At 70.1% G+C, this 15,115-nt stretch carries 15 protein-coding genes; 11 read left to right on the top strand and 4 right to left on the bottom strand.

The genetic code is table 11. The features are described 5' to 3' along the window. The 8 genes from VN520_RS33720 to VN520_RS33685 form a co-directional block, all read left to right on the top strand. Positions 1 to 647: WYL domain-containing protein (locus VN520_RS33720; protein WP_325750752.1), on the top strand; the 647-nt coding region annotated here is incomplete at its 5' end. Between the two features lie 15 nt (positions 648 to 662). Then, positions 663 to 1,619, top strand: coding sequence for a WYL domain-containing protein (locus tag VN520_RS33715; protein ID WP_325750751.1), 957 nt, complete (start codon positions 663 to 665; stop codon positions 1,617 to 1,619). A 34-nt stretch (positions 1,620 to 1,653) separates the two neighbouring features. Further along, complete coding sequence (locus tag VN520_RS33710; protein WP_325750750.1) at positions 1,654 to 1,929, top strand: hypothetical protein; 276 nt, start codon at positions 1,654 to 1,656, stop codon at positions 1,927 to 1,929. Between the two features lie 23 nt (positions 1,930 to 1,952). Further along, the gene (locus VN520_RS33705) at positions 1,953 to 2,150 is read left to right on the top strand and encodes a hypothetical protein (RefSeq protein WP_325750749.1); all 198 of its coding nucleotides are present in this window, start codon (positions 1,953 to 1,955) and stop codon (positions 2,148 to 2,150) included. Between the two features lie 216 nt (positions 2,151 to 2,366). Beyond that, positions 2,367 to 2,660 (top strand): Sec-independent protein translocase subunit TatA, encoded by a 294-nt coding sequence (gene tatA / locus VN520_RS33700; RefSeq protein WP_325750748.1) that lies wholly within the window; start codon positions 2,367 to 2,369, stop codon positions 2,658 to 2,660. A gap of 48 nt (positions 2,661 to 2,708) precedes the next feature. Then, positions 2,709 to 3,671, top strand: coding sequence for a twin-arginine translocase subunit TatC (gene tatC, locus VN520_RS33695; protein ID WP_325750747.1), 963 nt, complete (start codon positions 2,709 to 2,711; stop codon positions 3,669 to 3,671). Positions 3,672 to 3,689: 18 nt separating this feature from the next. Then, positions 3,690 to 4,580, top strand: coding sequence for a YegS/Rv2252/BmrU family lipid kinase (locus tag VN520_RS33690; RefSeq protein WP_325750746.1), 891 nt, complete (start codon positions 3,690 to 3,692; stop codon positions 4,578 to 4,580). A 49-nt stretch (positions 4,581 to 4,629) separates the two neighbouring features. Continuing rightward, the gene (locus VN520_RS33685) at positions 4,630 to 7,458 is read left to right on the top strand and encodes a DEAD/DEAH box helicase (protein ID WP_325750745.1); all 2,829 of its coding nucleotides are present in this window, start codon (positions 4,630 to 4,632) and stop codon (positions 7,456 to 7,458) included. Positions 7,459 to 7,549: 91 nt separating this feature from the next. On the opposite strand, the gene VN520_RS33680 is transcribed toward VN520_RS33685, so the two are convergent. From VN520_RS33680 to VN520_RS33665, 4 genes are all read right to left on the bottom strand, one after another. Further along, positions 7,550 to 7,993: an SPW repeat protein gene (locus VN520_RS33680; protein ID WP_325750744.1), complete on the bottom strand. Its 444-nt coding sequence runs from the start codon at positions 7,991 to 7,993 to the stop codon at positions 7,550 to 7,552. Between the two features lie 387 nt (positions 7,994 to 8,380). Further along, positions 8,381 to 8,542: a hypothetical protein gene (locus VN520_RS33675; protein WP_325750743.1), complete on the bottom strand. Its 162-nt coding sequence runs from the start codon at positions 8,540 to 8,542 to the stop codon at positions 8,381 to 8,383. A gap of 66 nt (positions 8,543 to 8,608) precedes the next feature. Then, positions 8,609 to 9,451 (bottom strand): siderophore-interacting protein, encoded by an 843-nt coding sequence (locus tag VN520_RS33670; RefSeq protein ID WP_325750742.1) that lies wholly within the window; start codon positions 9,449 to 9,451, stop codon positions 8,609 to 8,611. A 65-nt stretch (positions 9,452 to 9,516) separates the two neighbouring features. Continuing rightward, the gene (locus VN520_RS33665; protein ID WP_325750753.1) at positions 9,517 to 10,425 is read right to left on the bottom strand and encodes a 5'-3' exonuclease; all 909 of its coding nucleotides are present in this window, start codon (positions 10,423 to 10,425) and stop codon (positions 9,517 to 9,519) included. Between the two features lie 264 nt (positions 10,426 to 10,689). Between VN520_RS33665 and VN520_RS33660 the strand changes: the two genes are divergently transcribed. The 3 genes from VN520_RS33660 to VN520_RS33650 form a co-directional block, all read left to right on the top strand. Continuing rightward, positions 10,690 to 11,781: a glycine betaine/L-proline ABC transporter ATP-binding protein gene (locus tag VN520_RS33660; protein WP_325750741.1), complete on the top strand. Its 1,092-nt coding sequence runs from the start codon at positions 10,690 to 10,692 to the stop codon at positions 11,779 to 11,781. Next, positions 11,774 to 14,404 (top strand): ABC transporter permease/substrate binding protein, encoded by a 2,631-nt coding sequence (locus VN520_RS33655; protein WP_325750740.1) that lies wholly within the window; start codon positions 11,774 to 11,776, stop codon positions 14,402 to 14,404. Before VN520_RS33660 ends, VN520_RS33655 begins: the two co-directional genes overlap by 8 nt. Before the next feature lie 188 nt (positions 14,405 to 14,592). Beyond that, positions 14,593 to 15,115: XRE family transcriptional regulator (locus VN520_RS33650; RefSeq protein ID WP_325750739.1), on the top strand; the 523-nt coding region annotated here is incomplete at its 3' end.

Here is a 15,115-nt window from a genome sequence, read left to right as displayed (position 1 = left end):
GGCAGCAGGCCAGGCTCGCCGGCGCCGCCAGCGGTGCCCTGCAGAAGCTGCGGGCCGCAGGCATGCCGGAGACCGAGGACGCCTACGAGGTGCACAGCGCCCTCGAACCGCGTATCCCGGTCCACGAGGCCGCCTTCGAGCCGCTGATGCTCGCCTGCCGGGACCGCCGCCCGGTCACCTTCGACTACCGCAAGGGCAATGCCGCCCGCCCCGAGCAGCGGCAGGTCGAGCCCTGGACGCTCGAATGCTGGCGCGGCCACTGGTATCTGGCCGGCTGGGACCGTGACCGGGGCGCCGAGCGGGTCTTCCGGCTGTCCCGGATCTCGGGCCGGGTCCGCTCCCGCGCCGGGGCCTTCACGGCCCGTGTCCCCGACGCCGTCACCGTCCGTGAGACGGTGGAGAGCTGGGCGGGGGAGACCGCCACCAGGACCGCCCGCATCAGGCTGCGTACCGGCTCCGGTTACCCGCTGCGCTCCCGCGCGATATCGGTACGGGAACTCGGTGACGGCTGGGACGAGCTGGAGATCCCGTACGGACACGGACTGGACGCCTGGCTCGTCGAGTTCGGGCCCGACGTGATCGTGAGTGAACCCGCCGACCTGCGGGCCGACGTGATGGACCGGCTGCGCGCCGTGGCCAAGGACTGAGGGGGACCCGTACTCGTGGCCACGAACGCGATCGACCAGACCCGCCGGATGCTCTCCCTCGTCACCTACCTGCGCGAGCGCCCCGGCGCGCACGTCCAGGACGTGGCCCGTGCCTTCGGGATCACCGAGGACGAACTGATCTCCGACCTCGACGTGCTCCCCATGTGCGGGACCAGCTTCCGCGGCGGCGACCTGCTGGACATCGACACCGACGGCGACCGGATCTGGTGGCACAATCCGGACGACGTCGCCGAGCCGCTGCGGCTCGCCGCCGACGAGGCGACCGCTCTGCTCGTCGCGGCCCGTGCCGTCGCCACGCTCCCCGGCCTGCGGGAGAGCGACCGGAAGGCGCTGGTCCGCGCGACCGCGAAGCTGGAGACGGCCGCCGGCGAGGTGGGGGCCGCGAGCTCGCGGCTCTCCGTCACCTTCGAGTCCGAGGGCGGGGTCTTCGCCGAGGTGGACCGGGCGATCTCCGAGCGGCGCCGACTCTGGCTGCGCTACTACTCGCCCGCCCGTGACGAGCTCACCGAGCGCGAGGTGGACCCGATCCGGCTGTTCGCCGTCGGCCACACCTACATGGAGGGCTGGTGCCGCCTCACCGAGGCGCGGCGCACGTTCCGGCTCGACCGGGTCGCCGAGATCAAGCTCCTCGACGCCCCGTCCGCTCCGCCGGAACTGGAACTGCGTGATCTCTCCGAGGGGCTGGTCCAGCCCGCTGCCGAGGATCCGGAGGTCGTGATCGAGGTCGGCCCCGGCGGCCGGTGGGTCGCCGAGTACTACCCGCACGACAGCGCGGAGGAACTCCCCGACGGCGGCCTGAGGATCACGCTCCGCACCCCCGACCCGGCCTCCCTGCGCAGGCTCGCCCTCCGGCTGGGCGGCGAAGGACGCATCACCTCGCCCCCGGACCTCGCCGAGAGCGCCCGGCTGGCGGCACGTGAGGCACTGGCCGCCTATGACGGCGCGCTCTGAGCGGCGGCCGCCGGTGCACCGAGGGAGCAGCCGTATGACCGCCATGTCCAGCACGCAGGCCGGACCCGTTCCGGTCACGGTGCCCGACGCCGTACGCTTCCGGGCCGCCTGCCCGGACTGCCACGAGCGGTTCGAGCTCGCGTCGGGAGCGCTGCGGCTGGCCGTAGGCGCCAGCAGCCGTACGACCTTCTACTCCTTCACCTGCCCCGTGTGCGGTTCCGCGGTCCGCAAGCCTGCCGGGGAGCGCATCATCGAGCTCCTCAGCGGCGGCGGAGTGCGGACGCTGCGCCTGCACACCGCCCTGAAGTGACGAAAAACACCAAGGATCCGCCCATGTTCTGGCCCATGCTCGCCATCGCTCTGGGATTCGCCGGCCTGGCCGTGCTCGGCGTGCTGGCCGTCAAGGTCTTCGTCGAGGCACAGCGGCTCGCACGGCAGGTCGCCGCGACCACGCAGCGGATCAACCGAGCGGCAGAGGACCTCGAACGAGCGGCCACCACCCTCGCCGACACCGGTGAAGCCCTGCGATAGCAGGGTGCGGCCTCCAGATTCACTGGTTCTGGGGGTACGCTGCTGAAGTCGGCCCAGGCTGCAGAGGTGCGGGCCGCAAGCAGGAGTACGCACGGGCATTGCCCCGTGTTCACCCCTGCGGGTTACGATCGCTGCTAGCGCGCAGGTCGGATGTACGTCCGGTCGAACGGGTAGCGAGCCCACCCTCCAGACGCCTCAGTGAGAAGGAAGTCGCACATGATCGGCAATCTGAAGCCCCTCGAGATCGTTCTGATCATCGCTGTCATCCTGCTGCTCTTCGGTGCCAAGAAGCTTCCCGACATGGCGCGCTCGCTCGGCAAGTCGGCCCGCATCCTCAAGAGCGAGGCCAAGGCCATGAAGAAGGACGACGCGGAATCCGCGGCGCCCACCACGGAGAACGTCGCGGACACCGCCCCGCCCGCGGCCACCGCGCGCACGATCCAGGCCGCCCCGGGAGACGTCACCAGCTCCCGCCCGGTCAGCGAGGCCAAGCCCACCACCCAGAGCTGACAGCTGCTCCGTAGCACGGACGCTGCCGCACGAGACGAGGGAAGTGGGTTGCTCAAGTCCGCCCGCAAGCAGGAGAAGGACGACGAGGGGCGGATGCCTCTCCTCGATCACCTGCGTGAGCTGCGCAACCGGCTGCTGAAGTCGGTCCTGGCGATCGTGATCGCCGTGGTCGTGGCGGCGTTCTTCCAGAAGGAGATCTTCGAGTTCCTGATGAAGCCGATCCTGGACTCGGTCGGCTGCAAGAACGGCGCCGTGACCATGGTCAACGGCCGTCCCTGCGCGGAGATGACCACCAACGGTCTGCTGTCGCCGTTCACCATCGCGCTGAAGGTGTCCCTGATGGCGGGTGTGCTGGTGGCCACGCCCGTGTGGCTTTACCAGCTGTGGGCCTTCGTCGCCCCCGGCCTGCACAAGCAGGAGAAGCGCTATTCCGTCGCCTTCGCCGCGGCCGGGGTCCCGCTCTTCGCCGGCGGCGCCTACCTGGCCTACGCGATCCTGCCGCAGACCGCCGAGATCATGCTCGGCTTCACGCCCGACAACGTGAAGAACCTGCTGCCGCTGGACGACTTCCTGGACCTGATCACCCGCATGGTGATCGTCTTCGGGCTGGCCTTCGAGCTGCCGCTGCTGCTCATCCTGCTCAACATGACCGGTGTCCTGACCGGTGCCCGCATGCTGAGCTGGTGGCGGGCGATGCTCGTCGGGCTGACCGGGTTCGCGGCCATCGCCACGCCGGGTGGCGAGCCCGTCTCGATGCTGCTGCTCGCGGGTCCGCTCGCGGTGCTCTACTTCGTCGCCGTCGGCTTCTCGCTGCTCAACGACAAGCGCAGGCGGCGCCGCAACCCCGACGCCGAGCTCGACGACGACGAGGCGTCGAAGCTGGACCTCACGCCCGAGGCCGTCGGTGCGGTCGAGCCGGTCTCCTCCCGGGCCGCGCTTCCGGCGCAGACCGGCGGTGAAGTGGACAGTGGCGGTTCGCGCCGGCTCAACGGTTACGACGACATCACCTGACCTTGTAAGGTCCCGCGGGTGACCAGCGAGATCACCCTCTTCGTCAATCCCACCGCGGGAAGCGGCCGGGGCGCGCGTGCCGCGCAGCCGGCCGCTTCCGCTCTGCGGGACGCCGGTTTCTCCGTACGGACGGTTCTCGGCGTGGACGCCGACGACGCCCTGCGGCGAGCCCGCGAGGCGGTCGCGGGCGGGACCGGAGCGCTGATAGCCGTCGGCGGGGACGGCATGATGTCGCTCGCCCTGCAGGCCGTCGCCGGTACCTCGACGCCGCTCGGTGCTGTCGCCGTGGGTACGGGGAACGACTTCGCCCGCGCCCTCGGGCTGCCGGTCCGCGATCCGGCCGCCGCCGGACGGCTGGCTGCCGGGGCGCTCAAGTCCGGGACGGTGCGCGAGATCGACCTGGGCCGGGTCGGGGAGCGCTGGTTCGGTTCCGTGCTGGCCTCGGGCTTCGACTCGCGGGTCAACGACCGGGGGAACCGGATGCGCCGGGTGGGCGGGCGCTTCAGGTACGACCTGGCGATCCTCGCCGAACTCGCCGCCCTCCGTCCGATCCCGTACCGCGTGAGGCTGGACGGCGGCCCGGTGACCGAGGTCGAGGCGACGCTGATCGTGGTGGGCAACGGAACCATGTACGGCGGCGGCATGCGGATCTGCGCCGGCGCGGTCATGGACGACGGGCTCTTCGACGTGACCGTGGTCGGTGACTGCAGCCGGACCACTCTGCTCAAGGTCTTCCCGAAGGTGTACAGGGGGACGCACCTCGGGCACCCGAAGGTCACCGTGCACCGGGTCTCCTCGATCGAGCTGGCCGCAGCCGGTGTCACCGCGTACGCGGACGGTGAACCGCTGGGCGCGCTGCCGCTCGGCGCCACCTGCGTGCCCGCTGCCGTCCGGGTCCTTGCAGCGTGAATCAAAGATCGGGCTGACTGTCATACGGGGCGGGTAGGCTCGTATCAAGATGACAGAGGACCTCTCACCAGCTGAGCGATACCAGGCGTCCCGGGTCCGTGCGGCCGAGCAGGCCACGGCTCTCGGCCCCTTCCGCGAGATGTACGAATTCGGACTGGACCCGTTCCAGATCGAGGCCTGCCAGGCTCTGGAGGCCGGCAAGGGGGTGTTGGTCGCGGCCCCCACCGGGTCGGGCAAGACGATCGTCGGTGAATTCGCCGTCCACCTGGCCCTGCTCCAGGGCCGCAAGTGCTTCTACACCACGCCCATCAAGGCCCTGTCCAACCAGAAGTTCACCGACCTCGTCCGCCGTTACGGCGCTGACAAGGTCGGCCTGCTGACCGGGGACAACAGCGTCAACGCGGACGCACCCGTGGTCGTCATGACGACCGAGGTCCTGCGCAACATGCTGTACGCGGGGTCCCAGGCGCTCTCCGGCCTCGGCTATGTGGTCATGGACGAGGTGCACTACCTCTCCGACCGCTTCCGGGGCGCCGTGTGGGAGGAAGTGATCATCCACCTGCCGGATTCCGTGACCCTGGTGTCGTTGTCGGCGACCGTGTCCAACGCCGAGGAGTTCGGCGACTGGCTGGACACCGTCCGCGGCGACACCCAGGTGATCGTCTCCGAGCACCGGCCCGTGCCGCTGTGGCAGCACGTCATGGCCGGACGCCGGATGTACGACCTCTTCGAGGAGAAGACCGACCACGGCGGCCGGGGCACCGGCCGCCGCGAGGTCAGCCCGGATCTCGTGCGGCTCGCCCGGATGGAGAATCAGCGCGGGTACAACCCGCGCGAGCGCAGGCGCGGAAAAATGGTGCGTGAGGCGGACCGGGAGCGCGAGCGGCGCCAGCGCAGCCGGATCTGGACCCCGGCCAGGCCCGAGGTCATCGACCGGCTCGACGCCGAGGGGCTCCTGCCGGCCATCACCTTCATCTTCAGCCGGGCGGGCTGCGAGGCGGCCGTGCAGCAGTGTCTGCAGGCCGGGCTGCGGCTGAACGACGAGGACAAGCGCCATCTGGTGCGGGAGATCGTCGAGGAGCGCACGGCGTCCATCCCTCCCGAGGACCTCCATGTCCTCGGGTACTACGAGTGGCTCGAGGGTCTGGAGCGGGGCATCGCCGCGCACCACGCGGGAATGCTGCCGACCTTCAAGGAGGTCGTGGAGGAACTGTTCGTCCGTGGCCTCGTCAAGGCCGTCTTCGCGACCGAGACGCTGGCGCTCGGCATCAACATGCCCGCGCGTTCCGTGGTGCTCGAAAAGCTCGTCAAATGGAACGGTGAGCAGCACGCCGACATCACCCCCGGCGAATACACCCAGCTGACCGGCCGGGCCGGACGCCGCGGCATCGACGTCGAAGGTCATGCGGTGGTCCTCTGGCAGCGGGGCATGGACCCCGGGGCCCTCGCCGGACTCGCCGGCACGCGGACCTATCCGCTGCGCTCCAGCTTCCGGCCCTCGTACAACATGGCCGTCAACCTCGTGCAGCAGTTCGGGCGGCGCCGTTCGCGTGAGCTGCTGGAGACCTCCTTCGCGCAGTTCCAGGCCGACCGGTCCGTCGTCGGGATCTCCCGGCAGGTCCAGCGCAACGAGGAAGGACTCACGGGTTACAAGGAGGGCATGACCTGTCACCTCGGGGACTTCGAGGAGTACGCGCGGCTGCGCCGCGACCTCAAGGACCGCGAGACGGAGCTGGCCAAGCAGGGCGCGGCCCAGCGACGGGCCGCCGCCGCGTCGTCCCTGGAGAAACTGAAGCCCGGTGACGTCATCCACGTCCCCACCGGCAAGTTCGCCGGACTCGCCCTGGTCCTCGACCCGGGGCTGCCCGCCGGACGGACCGGCGGCCACCGCGGGCTGGAGTACCACGACGGGCCGCGTCCCCTCGTGCTCACCGCTGAGCGGCAGGTCAAGCGGCTGGCCCAGATCGACTTCCCGGTGCCGGTCGAGGCGCTGGAGCGGATGCGGGTGCCCAAGTCGTTCAACCCGCGCTCACCGCAGTCCCGCCGTGACCTGGCCTCCGCCCTGCGGAGCAAGGCGGGGCACCTCGACCCGGGCCGGCACCGCAAGCAGCGGGCCGCCGCGGCCGACGACCGGGAGATCGTCCGGCTGCGCACGGAACTGCGCGCCCATCCCTGCCACGGGTGCGACGAGCGCGAGGACCACGCTCGCTGGGCCGAGCGCTACCACCGGCTGCAACGCGACACACGGCAGCTGGAGCACCGCATCGAGGGCCGGACGAACACCATCGCCCGTACCTTCGACCGCATCGTCGCGCTCCTGACCGAGCTCGACTACCTGCGGGGCAGCGAGGTCACCGACAACGGCCGGCGGCTGGCCCGGCTCTACGGAGAGCTCGACCTGCTGGCCAGTGAATGCCTGCGGGACGGCGTCTGGGAGGGGCTCAATCCCGCTGAACTCGCCGCGTGCGTCTCGGCTCTGGTCTTCGAGGCGCGCCAGGCGGACGACGCGGTCGCGCCCAAGCTGCCGTCCGGACCGGCGAAGGCCGCGATGGGCGAGATGGTCCGCATCTGGGGCCGTCTCGACGCGCTGGAGGAGGACTTCAAGATCAGCCAGACGGAAGGGGTCGGCCAGCGCGAACCCGATCTCGGTTTCGCCTGGGCGGTCTACATGTGGGCCTCGGGCCGGACGCTGGACGAGGTGCTCCGCGAAGCGGAGATGCCGGCCGGCGACTTCGTGCGGTGGTGCAAGCAGGTCATCGACGTACTCGGCCAGATCGCCGCCGCCGCGCCCCGGGAGGGCAGTTCGGTCGCGAAGAACGCCCGCAAGGCTGTCGACGCGGTGCTGCGAGGAGTGGTGGCGTACAGCTCCGTGGGCTGAGTGGTGCCGGGAGCCGGGAGGACGAAGCGAACGGACGAGCGGCCACGGGCGGGCAGGTGCCGGCCTGTGGCCACTCGTGCGCGTTCTCCCGTCAGACCTTCTTCTTGTTCTTCATCGCGAGTCCCGCGCAGACTGCTCCCAGCAGGATCGCCAGGCCACCGACGATGATGTTGTTGAGGATGACGCCCGTGTCCGGGCTCTGGCCCACGATCCAGGTCGACACGATGAGCCAGGCGCCCAGCGCGACGGTGGCCATGCTCATCCCCATCATCCGCTCGGGCATGGCGGTGAAGCAGAGTGCCAGTACGGCTATCGCGATGCCGATGACGAGGTTGTGCGTCACCAGGGACGGCTGGCTCGCGGTGAAGTGAAGCACCCAGGGCGAGACGGCGCAGTACAGACCGAGCAGGAACAACGGCGCTTCCGCCATGCCGGTGGTACGGCCCCCGCTCATCACGCGATCGTGACGCGCCCGCATTTCCTCGGCGTCGGGGTGCCCGGAAAGGTCCCTTCCGGTGTGCGAGATATTACTCATGAGGATGGTCTCCTTCGCGCTTGCTGGAGCGACCGCGGTCAGGGAGTGCGGTCATCAGCTCTCCAGACCAGTGTGCTCTTATATGTCCCTTATGTGTAGTTTTATGGTCGGTTGATTTCGCCCTTCCGTCGCGCCTTTGTGCTCGGGCCGACGACGCGAGCCCCGCGGACCGCGCCACTCCGGTGGGAGAGCGCGGTCCGCGGGGCTCGTCGGTGCCATGCCGCCCGCGTGCCGGCGGCCGGCCGGTTCCTCCCGGCCGCGCGGAGGGCGAGGAGGACCACCGGGCCGAGCGGTGGGAGCAGGACCGTCAGCGCCAGCACGGAGCCCGTCACCAGCGGGGCCCCGTCTGCGCGGCTCCAGGAACATCCACTGCCCGAGCAGCACACCTCAGGCGATGAGCTGCGCCCGGACGGCCCGGACAGCCCGGACAGCCCCGGCGCCGTTCGCCGGTGCCGTCAGCTCGCGGAACGTGCCGAGGTCCGGGCTGCTCACCACGGCCCGCAGCGGCGGGAGGGCCGACGCGGCCGGCACCGCCCGGAGGGTCAGCACCGGCAGGACGGTCAGCGGGGTGGAGGCCAGGCGGGCGGTGTGCCGCCGGTGCGGCGCGAAGAAGGGTCAGGCGGCGCTCTCCTGCTCGCGCTCCACCTGCTCGTTCCACTCGCGCTTGACCGCGCGCCACGCGTCGTCGTTCTGGCCGAGGCGCCAGTAACCCGAGATCGACAACTGCTGGAGCGGGATCCCGCGCTCCAGGCGGAGGTGACGCCGGATCTCCTTCACGAAACCCGCCTCGCCGTGGACGAAGGCCTGCACCTCCCCCTCGGGGAACTCCAGCCCGGCCACCGCCGCGACGAGAGCCTCGCCGACCGGGCGGCCGCCGCGGTGCAGCCACGTCACCGAGACGCCGTCCGGCGCCACGAGCTTCTGCTCCTCGGAGGCGTCCGGCACCTCGATGAAGGCGTGCACGAGCGCGCCCTCCGGCATGTGCTCCAGCGACGCGGCGATCGCGGGCAGGGCGCTCTCGTCACCCACCAGCAGGTGCCAGTCGGCCGAGGACTCCGGCGCGTAACCGCCGCCGGGCCCCAGGAAGGTCACCTGTTCGCCGGGCTGCGCCCGCGCCGCCCAGGGGCCGGCCAGGCCCTCGTCGCCGTGCACCACGAAGTCGACCGCGAGTTCACGGGTGGCCGGGTCCCAGGAGCGCACCGTGTACGTACGCGTGGTGGGCCACAGTTCACGCGGATACTCCTCGCGGATCCCGGCCATGTCGAAGGGGTGGCTGTAGTCGGCTCCCTCCGGGGCGAAGCACAGCTTGATGTAGTGGTCGGTGTACCCCCCGAGCGAGAAATCGGCCAGCCCGTCGCCACCGAGAACCACGCGCACCATGTGCGGGGTGATCTGCTCGGTGCGTAGGACCTGCGCTCCCTGCGCCTTGGGTGTCCGGCGTTGCGGCCGCTCTGCCACGAGGTTCTCCCTGCTCTGGGCCTACACGAGGTCATACGTACTTAGGCATACCTAAGCTAACACCTTCACGCCTGGAGTGTGAGGAGCAGGCGCTGCAGGGCGTTCCCCAGGCCCCACCGGGCCGCGAGTGCCTCCAGGGCCGCCGGGTCGCGTGGTGCGCGGGGGAGCGCGGGGTCGAAGCCGGGCAGGGGCACGTCGTCGGCCACGCGGACGACCTCGGGGGCGACCGCCACGTAGTCGCGGGCCCCGTCCAGCCGCTTGCGCTGGGACGGGGTCAGCCGGGAGGCGGGATCGTCCACCGCCGCCATGATCCCGGCCAGGTCACCGAAGGCGTCCAGCAGTTTCGCCGCGGTCTTCTCACCGATGCCGGGCACCCCCGGCAGCCCGTCGCTCGGATCGCCGCGCAGCAGGGCCAGATCGACGTATCCGCCGCCGTCCACGCCGTACTTCCCGCGCAGCCAGGCCTCGTCCGTCACCTGGAGCGTCCCCACGCCCTTCAGCGGGTAGAGCACCCGCACCCGGCGGGCGTCATCGACCAGCTGATACAGGTCGCGGTCGCCGGTCACGATGTCCACCGGACCGGTGGCCCGCCCGGCCAGCGTGCCGATCACGTCGTCCGCCTCGTACGGGGCGACACCCACCCGGGCGATGCCCAGGGCGTCCAGCACGGCCTCGATCACCGGGACCTGCGGGGCGAGGGTGTCGGGGACCTCCTCCTCGTCCGGGGTGCCCTCGCCGGTTTCGGCGGCCACCCGGTGCGCCTTGTAGGTCGGGATCAGATCGACCCGCCACTGCGGGCGCCAGTCCGCGTCCATACAGGCGACCAGGTCGTCCGGCCGGTGGTCCTGCACCAGCCTGGCGATGAAGTCGAGCAGCCCGCGCACGGCGTTGACCGGCGTGCCGTCCGGTGCGCGCACCGAGTCCGGGACGCCGAAATAGGCGCGGAAGTAGAGGGAAGCGGTGTCGAGGAGCATCAGGCGTCGCGTCACACCCCGATGATGCCGTACCCCTCCGACAGCCATGTCGGCGGAAGCGTGCGGTTCCCGCTCCAGCGCTTTCCTTCGGGTGGCCTGAGTCACACATGTGTTTGGGCCGCGTAAGTGAGGGCAGACGCGGCATCGGAGCGGACCACGTCCATTTTTCAACTGATGCGCGTGCTCTGCGGACAGAACCCGCACCGCTCCACGGTCTGCCGGAGGGGGTGGCAGACCGTTTTCGTTTCAACGCGTGAGGTGTATGTGTCCAGGCTGCAAGCTGAGCACTTGTACAAAGTGTTCGGCAGACGACCCGATCAAGCAGTGCGGAAGCTCGAAGGCGGTACCCACCGCGACGAGCTGCGCGCCGACGGAACGACCGCAGCGGTGATCGACGCCTCGTTCACCGTCGAGCCGGGCCAGATCTTCGTCGTCATGGGGCTCTCCGGATCGGGGAAGTCCACCTTGCTGCGGATGCTCAACGGTCTGCTGGAGCCCACCGCCGGCCAGGTGCTGTTCGACGGCCAGGACCTGACCGCGCTCACCCCCCGTGAGCTGCGCACGGTCCGCTCCACCAAGATCAGCATGGTCTTCCAGCACTTCGCGCTGTTCCCTCACAGGAGCGTGCTGGAGAACGCCGCGTACGGCCTGGAGGTCCAGGGCGTACCGCGTGCCGAGCGTGAGAAGCGCGCCACCGAGGCCCTGGAGCTGACCGGTCTCGCCGGCTGGGAGAAGTCCTGGCCCGACGAGCTGTCCGGCGGCATGCAGCAGCGTGTGGGCCTGGCCCGCGCGCTCGCCACCGACGCCGACCTGCTGCTGATGGACGAGTCCTTCAGCGCGCTCGACCCGCTGATCCGCCGCGACATGCAGGACCAGCTGCTCGAACTGCAGAAGCGTCTGAAGAAGACCATCGTCTTCATCACCCACGACCTCAACGAGGCGATGCGCCTCGGCGACCGCATCGCCGTGATGCGGGACGGCGAGATCGTGCAGCAGGGCACCGCCGAGGACATCCTCGTCCGGCCCTCCAACGACTACGTCGCGTCCTTCATCCAGGACGTCGACCGCTCCCGGGTGCTCACGGCCGGTTCGATCATGGAGACGCCCGAAGCGGGCCGTTCCGACCGGGACCTGCTGGACGGGGCCCCCGCGACGGTGTCCGCCGACACGCCCATAGCCGAGCTCTTCACCCCGGCCTCCACCAGCGGGGTCGCCGTCGCCGTCACCGACGCGGGGGGCGGCGTCATCGGCGTCGTGCCGCGCAACCGGCTGCTCGCCGCGCTCGGTGAGGAACCGCAGGTCGACGGCCGGGTCCCGGCGCGGCGTGAGGTCAAGGAGGTGGCCGCCGGTGCCTAGGCTCTCCTTCGGTACGTGGGTCGAGGACGCGGTCGACTGGCTCCAGTCGAACCTCACCTGGATCTTCGACGCCATCAAGACCGTCCTCGGCGGCATGTACGACGGTGTCAACGCCGTGCTCGGTGGCGGTGAGCCCCTGCTGATGGCCGGGATCTTCGCCGTCATCGCGTTCTGGCTGCGCGGCGCGGTCCCCGCCGTGCTCACCTTCGCCGGGTTCGCCCTCATCGATTCCCTCGCCCTCTGGGACGAGGCGATGGCGACCCTCTCGCTGGTCGTCGTGGCAGCCGTCATCACGATCGTGATCGCGGTGCCCACGGGCATCTGGGCGGCGCGGAACAGCAGGGTCAGCTCCGCCCTGCGGCCGGTGCTCGACGTCATGCAGACGATGCCGGCCTTCGTCTACCTGATCCCCGGCGTCATGTTCTTCGGCGTCGGCGTCACCCCCGGCGTGATCGCCACCATCGTCTTCGCGATGCCGCCCGGCGTCCGGATGACCGAGCTCGGCATCCGTCAGGTCGACGGCGAGCTGGTCGAGGCCGCCGCGGCCTTCGGCACCACGCCCAAGCACACCCTCACCCGGGTGCAGCTGCCGCTCGCCCTGCCGACGATCATGGCCGGTATCAACCAGGTCATCATGCTGGCCCTGTCGATGGTCGTCATCGGCGGCATGGCCGGCGCCGGCGGCCTCGGTGAGAAGGTGTACGCGGCGATCACCCAGCTCCAGGTCGGCCTCGCCGCCGAGAGCGGTATCGCCGTCGTCATCCTCGCCATGTACCTGGACCGGATGACCGGCGCGCTCAACGAGCGGGTCTCCCCGCTCGGCCGCCGTGCGGCGGCCAAGGCCGCCGCCGGTGCGCGGCGGCTCAAGTTCACGCACTACAAGCCGGGAACCGCCGTCGCGATGACCGGTGTCGTCGTCCTCGCGCTCGTCGCGGGGGGCCTGAACATCGCCGGTTCCGGCGACTCGAAGGCCGACCGGGCCGGCAGTGCGAACGTCGGCCAGGGCCAGAAGATCAACATGGGGTACATCCCCTGGGACGAGGGCATCGCCTCCACCTTCCTGTGGAAGGAGATCCTGGAGCAGCGCGGTTACGAGACCGGGGTCACCCAGCTCGACGCCGGTCCGCTCTACTCCGGTGTCGCCCGCGGCGACATCGACTTCCAGACCGACGCCTGGCTGCCCACCACGCACAAGGACTACTGGGACAAGTACAGCGGCCGGCTCGACGACCTCGGTTCCTGGTACGGACCCACGTCGCTGGAGCTGACGGTTCCGTCGTACGTCGAGGGCATCGACTCGCTCGAGGACCTCAAGGGCCAGGGCAAGAAGTTCAACGGCAAGATCATCGGCATCGAGGCCAGTGCCGGGATGATGGGCACGCTGAACAAGAAGGTGCTCAAGGAGTACGGGCTGGACGGCGAGTACGAGGTGGTCTCCTCCAGCACCTCCTCGATGCTGGCCGAGCTCAACGCCTCCATCAAGAAGAAGGAGCCGGTCGTGGTGACCCTGTGGTCGCCGCACTGGGCCTACGGCAAGCACGACCTGAAGAAGCTCAAGGACCCGAAGGGCGCCTGGGGCAAGGGCGAAGAGGTCCACACCGTCGCCCACAAGGGCTTCGCGAAGAAGGCTCCGGCCGTCGCCGCGTGGCTCAAGGACTTCGAGCTCAGCGAGAAGCAGCTCACGAGTCTCGAGAACGAGATCCAGAACGCCGGCCAGGGCCAGGAGCAGGACGGCGTCCGCGCCTGGCTGGAGAAGAACCCCGGCCTGGTCGACGAGCTGGCTCCGGTGCCGGGCGGCGCGGGCGGCTCGCAGCAGGGCAAGGACGCGGGCAAGACCGTGAACATGGGGTACTTCCCGTGGGACGAGGCCATCGCCAGCACCTACCTCTGGCAGAACGTGCTGGAGGACCGGGGCTACAGGACGACGGTCAAGCAGCTCGACCCGGGCCCGCTCTACACCGGTCTCGCGCAGGGGCAGCTCGACGTCCAGTTCGACTCCTGGCTGCCGACGACGCACAAGGACTACTGGGACCGGTACGAGGAGAACCTCACCGATCTCGGTTCCTGGTACGGACCCACGTCGCTGGAGCTGTCGGTTCCGTCGTACGTCGAGGGCGTCGACTCGCTCGCGGACCTCAAGGGCCAGGGCAAGAAGTTCAACGGCAAGATCATCGGCATCGAGTCGAGTGCCGGGATGATGGGCACGCTGAACAAGAAGGTGCTCAAGGAGTACGGGCTGGACGGCGAGTACGAGGTGGTCTCCTCCAGCACCTCCTCGATGCTGGCCGAGCTGAACCGGTCGATCAAGAAGAAGGAGCCGGTCGTGGTGACCCTGTGGTCGCCGCACTGGGCCTACGGCAAGCACGACCTGAAGAAGCTCAAGGACCCGAAGGGCGCCTGGGGCAAGGGCGAGCAGATCCACACGGTCGCCAAGAAGGACTTCGCCGAGGACTTCCCGGAGCTGACCGGCTGGCTGAAGGACTTCGAGCTCAGCGAGGCGCAGCTCGCCTCGCTGGAGGTGGAGATCCAGAAGGGCGGAGCCGGCAAGGAGAAGGAGTCCGCCCGCCGCTGGATGGACGCCAACCCGGACGTGGTGGCGAAGCTGGCTCCCGTCAGCAGCTGATCCGCAGATCCGCACACGAGTCGCCCTGAAGGGGACGGCCCCGGTAGCGAACCGGAGCCGTCCCCTTCAGGCTTGTCTGAGGGAGCCCTCGAAGGGCCCCCGTCCGTGGACTTCCCCTCCGTCGCGCGGACGACATGCGTAGGGTGCTTGGCAACCGGGAGGATGGCGATCCGGGGAGGGAGCCGGACATGGACGAAAAGGAAGCCCTTCGAGTGGGTGCCGCGGTTCGCCGACGCCGCAGGACCCTCGGGCTCACCCTGGCCGCGGTGGCCGGGCGCAGCGGCCTGTCCGTACCGTTCCTCAGCCAGATCGAGAACGAACGGGCCAGACCCAGCCCCCGGTCCCTGGACCGGGTGGCGGACGCTCTGGAGACCACGACCGAGCGCCTGCGGGCCGCCGCGGACTCGGCACGCGCCGTGGACGTCGTGCGGGCGGACGACGAGGACGGCGTGCACCGGCTGGTGCGCGGACGGCACCAGCTCAGCGCGCTGGAGTTCATCGGCGAGCAGGACCTGGGGCGCGAGTTCCAGCACCGCAACGACGAGGTGATGTACGTCGTGGAGGGCGCCGTCGAGGTCGAGGCCGAAGGGCGGGCGCACCGGCTCGGCCGCGGGGACACCCTCTTCCTCTCCGGCGGGGTCCGGCACCGGTGGCGGGCCACCGTACCGGGCACCCGGCTGCTGGTCGTCTCGGTCGCCGAGCACATCGACG

Source organism: Streptomyces sp. (assembly GCF_035563135.1).
GTDB lineage: Bacteria > Actinomycetota > Actinomycetes > Streptomycetales > Streptomycetaceae > Streptomyces.
The sequence above is the reverse complement of the archived record's forward strand: the minus strand, read 5'-3'. Positions and strand labels throughout refer to the sequence as shown.